General features: G+C 70.4%; 1 protein-coding gene and 1 pseudogene. Both read left to right on the forward strand.

Translation table 11 applies throughout. The features are described from left to right. Window positions 1-46: 46 nt before the first annotated feature. Window positions 47-3,100: pseudogene (locus tag AAHZ94_RS36310) on the forward strand (type I polyketide synthase); the annotation flags it as partial. 186 nt (window positions 3,101-3,286) lie between these two features. Continuing rightward, window positions 3,287-6,945: type I polyketide synthase (locus AAHZ94_RS36315; protein ID WP_502964565.1), on the forward strand; the 3,659-nt coding region annotated here is incomplete at its 3' end.

Genomic DNA, 6,945 nt, shown 5'->3' on the forward strand with positions numbered 1-6,945 from the left:
GGCTGAGTCGGAAGACAAGCTCCGCTCCTACCTCAAGAAGGCCATCGCCGACGCGCGCGGGGCCCATCGACGGGTGCGCGAACTTGAGGACCAGCAGCGCGAACCCATCGCGATCGTCGGCATGGCCTGCCGGTTCCCCGGGAGCATCAACACCCCCGAAGAGTTCTGGGACTTCGTACGGAACGGCGGCGACGCCATCACCGGCTTCCCCACCGACCGCGGCTGGGACATCGACGGCATCTTCGACCCCGACCCCGACACGCTCGGTGCGACCTATGTGCGTGAGGGCGGGTTCCTCCACGACGTGGCGGACTTCGACGCCGACTTCTTCGGCATCTCGCCGCGCGAGGCAGCCGCGATGGACCCCCAACAACGCCTCCTTCTGGAGACAGCCTGGGAAGCGTTCGAACGCGCCGGCATCAACCCGGCCGGGCTCAGCGGCAGCCGTACGGGCGTCTACACCGGCATCAACGGCCTGGACTACCCGGCCCTCCTTGCCAAGACGGCGAAGGGCAGGGACGGCACCCTCGGCATGGCCAACGGCGCCAGCCTGCTGGCCGGCCGCGTCGCGTACACCCTCGGCCTTGAGGGCCCGGCCGTCACGGTCGACACGGCCTGTTCGTCCTCGCTGGTCGCCCTGCACCTGGCGGCGCAGGCGCTGCGCGCCGGCGAATGCGACCTGGCGCTTGCCGGCGGGGTCACGGTCATGTCCACGCCGGAGATCTTCATCAACTTCAGCCGCCAGCGCGGGCTCGCCTTCGACGCCCGTTGCAAGCCTTTCTCGGCCGCCGCCGACGGTTTCATCCTCGCCGACGGGGCCGGCCTGCTGGCCGTAGAGCGGCTGTCTGACGCGCGGCGCAACGGCCACCCGGTGTTGGCGGTGGTACGCGGCTCAGCGGTGAACCAGGACGGTGCGTCCAACGGGCTGACCGCGCCGAACGGCCCCTCGCAGGAGCGGGTGATCCAACAGGCCCTGGCCAACGCCGGGCTGACCGCGGGCGAAGTCGACGTGGTGGAGGCACACGGTACGGGCACGACCTTGGGTGACCCGATCGAGGCCCATGCGCTGCTGGCCACTTACGGGCAGCAGCGGCCGGCGGGGCGCCCGCTGTGGCTGGGTTCGGTGAAGTCGAACATCGGCCACACCCAGGCCGCGGCCGGAGTGGCCGGCCTGATGAAGATGGTGCTGTCGATGCAGCACGACACGCTCCCGCACACCCTGCACATCGACGCGCCGTCGCCCCACGTGGACTGGTCGGCAGGCCAGATCGAACTGCTCACCCACCCCACACCCTGGCCCCGCACCGACCGCCCGCGCCGTGCGGGTGTCTCCTCCTTCGGCGCCAGCGGCACCAACGCGCACGTCGTCATCGAGGAACCGACGGATGCGGCCGTGGATGCGGACAAGGCTCACACCCCGACGTCTGACGTGGAAACCGCCGCCGCTGCGGAGTTGGTTGGGTTGGGTGGGTTGGTTCCGTGGGTGGTGTCGGGTCGTTCGGTGGTGGGGTTGCGGGAGCAGGCGGGGCGGCTTGCTGGGTGGGTGGGGGAGCGGTCTGGGGCGGGTGTGGGTGTGGGTGATGTGGGGTGGTCGTTGGTTTCGGGGCGTGCGGTGTTGGAGCATCGTGCGGTGGTGTGGGGTCGGGGTGTGGGGGAGTTGGTTGCGGAACTGGGGATCGTGGCTGGTGGCGGGACGGATGCCTCGGATTCTGGTGTGGTGCGGGACGTCTCGGATGTGGTGTTGGTGTTTCCGGGGCAGGGTTCGCAGTGGGTGGGGATGGCGGTGGAGCTGTTGGAGTCCTGCCCGGTGTTTGCGGGGGTGGTGGGTGAGTGTGGGGTGGTGTTGGAGGGGTTGGTGGAGTGGTCGCTTGTGGATGTTCTGCGGGACGACTCGCAGGTTGGGGAGTTGGGTGGGGAGTGGTTGGGGCGGGTGGATGTGGTGCAGCCGGTGTTGTTTGTGGTGATGGTGGGGCTGGCTCGGTGGTGGGAGTCGTGTGGGGTTCGGATTGGTGGCGTGATCGGGCATTCGCAGGGTGAGATTGCTGCCGCGTGTGTGGCGGGGGTGTTGTCGCTTGAGGATGCGTTGCGGGTGGTGGTGTTGCGGAGCAAGGTCTTGCGGGGGTTGCAGGCTGGTGGGGGGATGGTGTCGGGGGGGCTTGCGGCGGAGGTCGTGCGGGCCGGCATCGAGGACGCGGGTGTGGGTGGGGTGGTGTCGGTTGCGGCGGAGAACGGGCCTTCGAGTGTGGTGCTGTCTGGTGAGGTGGGCGCGCTGCGTGACTTGGTCGCCGCGTACGAGCGGGATGGTGTGTGGGTGCGGTGGGTGCCGGTGGATTACGCCTCGCATTCTCCGCAGGTGGATGTGGTGGGTGGTGAGTTGCGGGAGTTGTTGGCGGGTGTGGTGGCGGGTTCGTCGTCGGTTCCGGTGTATTCGACGGTGACGGGTGGGTTGTTGGCGGACACGTCCGTCATGGGTGCCGATTACTGGTTCACCAACTTGCGGCAGACCGTGCGGTTGCGGGAGGCGGTGGCTGCGGCGGTCGCCGACGGACACAGCGTCTTCATTGAGTGCAGTCCGCACCCGGGTCTGTTGGCTCCGCTCTCGGAGACGCTTGAGGAGTTGGGTTGTTCGGGTGTGGTGGTGGAGACGCTACGTCGTGGTGAGGGTGGTCCGGAGCGGTTGGCGCGTTCGCTGACCTCGGCCTTCGTACAGGGTGTGTCTGTCGACTGGGCGGGGTTCTTCGCTGGTGCTCAGCGGGTCGATTTGCCGACGTACGCGTTCCAGCGCAAGCGGTACTGGATCGATGAGGGAGTCACCGCGGGGGACCCGGCTGGGTGGGGCATGGGGGCCGTGAGCCATCCGCTGTTGGGCGCCGTCGTGGAGTTGGCCGGGGGCCGGGGCGCGACGGTGTGGAGTGGGCGGTTCTCGCTGGCCAGCCAGGGTTGGCTGGCGGATCACGCGGTGCTGGGCTCGGTGATCGTACCGGGGACGGCGTTGGTGGAGCTGGCGTTGCGGGTGGGAGCCGACCTCGGCTGTGCCGAGGTGGAAGAGTTGACGCTGCACACCCCGCTCGTACTGCCGGAGACCGGGGCGGTGCGCCTGCAAGTCAGGGTGGAGGCACCCGACGAGGCAGGGACCCGCGCGCTGACCGTGCACTCCAGGCCCGACGAGGGGGACGCCGACCAACCCTGGACCCAGCACGCCGCGGGCACGGTCGTCCCACTCGCCACGGCCGCGGCCGACGGTCACGAGCCCCTCACCCAGTGGCCGCCGGCCGGGGCGGAGCCCATGGACGGGGCCGATGCGTACGAGCGGCTGGCGGACGCCGGGTTCGACTACGGGCCGGCCTTCCGCGGCCTGCGGAGCGCCTGGCGGCGCGGTGCGGAACTCTTCGCCGAGGTGGAGCTGCCCGAGCACGTACGACACGCGGCCGAGCAGTTCACGCTGCACCCGGCACTGCTCGACGCGGCCCTGCACCCGCTCGCGGTGGCCGGGACGCTGGACGCCTCGCTGTCCGCGCGGTTGCCCTTCGCCTGGCGTGGGGTCCGCCTCACCGCGACCGGCGCGTCCGTACTACGGGTGCGGCTACTGCCCTCGGGCGGCGACGAGTTGGCGGTACAGGCAGCCGACGAAAACGGGCTACCGGTCTTCTCCGCGCGGTCGCTGACCGTGCGCCCCGTATCGGCCGACCAACTCAAGGCCGTGGACCCGTTCGTCCGCGACAACCTGTACCAGGTGGTCTGGGACCGGCGACCAACCCCCGCGACAACCATCGCGGCCCCCGCGTCGGCCAACGCCGAATCCGTGACACCGCGCTGGGCCGTCATCGGGGAAGGACCCGCCGCCACTGACGGTGTCGGCCATCCCGCGACCTCGGCCGGCATCGACACCCATCCGGACCTCGCAGCCTTGCTGGCTGCGGTCGACGCGGGCGCGCCGCTTCCCGAAGCCGTGCTGTTCCGGGCGCCTGTGGGTGTGGGGGACGGGGTTGGTACGGGCAGTGCCACCGTGCACAAGCTGACCCGTCGGGTGCTGGCCCTCCTGCAAGGGTGGCTGGCTGACGAACGCCTCGCGGCGACCCGGCTGGTGCTGCTGACCAGCGGGGCGGTGGCGGTCACCGGCCCGGAAGAGGTCACCGACCTGGCTGCCGCCGCCTTATGGGGGATGGTGCGCTCCGCGCAGGGTGAGCACCCTGACCGGTTCGTACTCGTCGACACGGACGCCCCTGACACCGACCCGCGGCGGCTGACCGAGCTCGTGCTCGGCGGAGACGCACAGCTCGCGGTACGCGCCGGCGCGGGCTACGTGCCCCGGCTGGCCCGCACCGGTGGGAGGGGCGGCAGCGGGTTCGCCCCCGCACCTGACGGCACCGTCCTCGTCACCGGCGGCACCGGCACCCTGGGCGCGGCCCTGGCCCGACACCTGGTGACCGCGCACGGCGTACGGAGACTGGCGCTCACCAGCCGCAGCGGTCCAGCGGCACCCGGGGCAGCAGCACTCCGCGCCGAGCTCGAAGAGTTGGGTGCCCAGGTGCGTGTCGCGGCGTGCGACGCGGCTGACCGCGGCGCCCTGTCCGACCTGCTGCGCACGGTGGCGCCCGAGCACCCGCTGACCGCCGTCGTGCACGCGGCGGGCGTGGTCGACGACGGCGTTGTGCAGGCCCTCACCCCGGACCGTCTCGCCAACGTGCTGCGCCCCAAGGTGGACGCGGCCTGGAACCTCCACGAGCTGACCAGCGGACTGGACCTGACGGCCTTCGTCCTGTTCTCCTCGGCGGCCGGGATGATGGGCAACCCAGGGCAGGGCAACTACGCCGCGGGCAACGCCTTCCTCGACGCACTGGCCGCGCAGCGGCGCGCCACCGGCCGGCCGGCCACCTCGCTGGCCTGGGGTTGGTGGGCCGAGCGCAGCGAGATGACGGCCGGTCTCGGCACCGCCGACCGACAGCGGATGGCACGCCTCGGGGTGCACCCGCTCACCTCGGAACAGGGCATGAGCCTCTTCGACGCCGCCGTCAACCGCGACGAGCCGGTGCTGATGCCCGTACGCATGGACCTGGCCACCCTGCGGGCGGCAGGGCCCGACGTGCCGGCCCTGCTGCGCGCCCTGGCACGTGTGACCGAACGCCACAGCGTGGGGCAGGGAGTTGCCCAACAGGGTGCGCTGGTGGGGCAGTTGGCGGGGCTCGACGTCGCCGAGCGGACGCGCGTCCTCGTGCAGGCCGTCTGTGCCCAGGCCGCGGCCGTCCTCGGCCATGCCCGTACGGCGGACGTGGCCGAACAGCGGGCCTTCAAGGACCTCGGCTTCGACTCCCTCACCGGTCTCGAACTCCGCAACCGGCTCAACGCCACCACCGGTCTGAGGCTCCCCGCCACCCTGATCTTCGACCACCCGACCCCACAGGCTCTCGGGCGGCAACTCCTCAACCTGCTCACCGAGGCCGAAGGCTGGGACACCGGCTTGACCCGGCTCACCGTGACCGACTCGACGGCAGCCGCCCTGGCGACACCGGCGGCTGCCTGGGACGAACCCATTGCAATCGTCGGCATGGGCTGCCGGCTCCCCGGCGGGGTGACCAGCCCCGAGGAGCTGTGGGACCTGGTCGCAGGTGGCGTGGACGCCATGGAGGAGTTCCCCACCGACCGCGGCTGGAACCTGACCGACCTCTTCGACGCCGACCCCAGCCGCCCCCGCAGCACCTATGTGCGGACCGGTGGATTCGTCGACACCGCGACCGACTTCGACCCGGAGTTCTTCGGCATCTCGCCGCGCGAGGCGCTGGCCATGGACCCCCAGCAGCGGCTGCTTCTGGAGACGTCCTGGGAGACCTTCGAGCGGGCCGGCATCGACCCGACTTCGCTGCGCGGCAGCAAGACCGGTGTCTTCGCCGGTGCCATCTATTACGACTACGCCACCCGTCTCCACACCGTGCCCGACGAGTTGGAGGGTTACATCGGGAACGGCAATGTGGGCAGCGTGGCATCGGGTCGGGTGGCGTACACCTTCGGGCTTGAGGGGCCCGCGGTGACGGTGGACACGGCGTGTTCGTCGTCGCTGGTCGCCCTGCATCTGGCGAGCCAGTCACTCCGCTCGGGCGACTGTGACCTGGCCCTTGCCGGCGGGGTGACCGTGATGTCGGCACCTAGCGTCTTCGTGGACTTCGCCCGGCAGCGTGGGTTGGCGGTGGATGGTCGGTGTAAGTCGTTTGCAGCGGGGGCGGACGGTACGGGTTGGGGCGAGGGGGTCGGCCTCCTGCTGTTGGAGCGGTTGTCGGATGCGCGCCGTAACGGTCACCGGGTGTTGGCGGTGGTGCGTGGTTCTGCGGTGAATCAGGACGGTGCGTCGAATGGGTTGACGGCGCCGAATGGTCCGTCGCAGGAGCGGGTGATTCGGGCGGCGTTGGGTTCGGCGGGGTTGTCTGTTTCGGATGTGGATGTGGTGGAGGCACATGGTACGGGGACGCGGTTGGGTGACCCGATCGAGGCGCAGGCGTTGTTGGCTACGTATGGGCAGGGTCGGGGGAACGGTCACCCGTTGTGGCTGGGTTCGGTGAAGTCGAACATCGGTCATGCGCAGGCCGCCGCGGGTGTGGCGGGGTTGATCAAGATGGTGATGGCGTTGCGGCATGGGATGTTGCCGCGGACGTTGCACGTGGACGCGCCGTCGCCGCACGTCGATTGGTCGATGGGTGCCGTGGAGTTGCTGCGTGAGGAGCGCCCGTGGGAGTCGGGTTCGGGTGTGGGTGGGGTGCGTCGGGCGGGTGTGTCGTCGTTTGGGATTAGTGGGACGAATGCGCATGTGATTGTGGAGGAGGCGCCGTCGTTGGGTGGTCCTGTGGTTGGGGTTGGGGTGGGGTCTGGTTGTGGGGTGGGGTCTGTGTTTGGTGGGTGGGTGCCGTGGGTGGTGTCGGGTGGTTCGGTTGGTGGGTTGCGGGGGCAGGCTGGTCG

It is taken from the genome of Streptomyces sp. HSW2009, assembly GCF_040240285.1.
GTDB lineage: Bacteria > Actinomycetota > Actinomycetes > Streptomycetales > Streptomycetaceae > Streptomyces.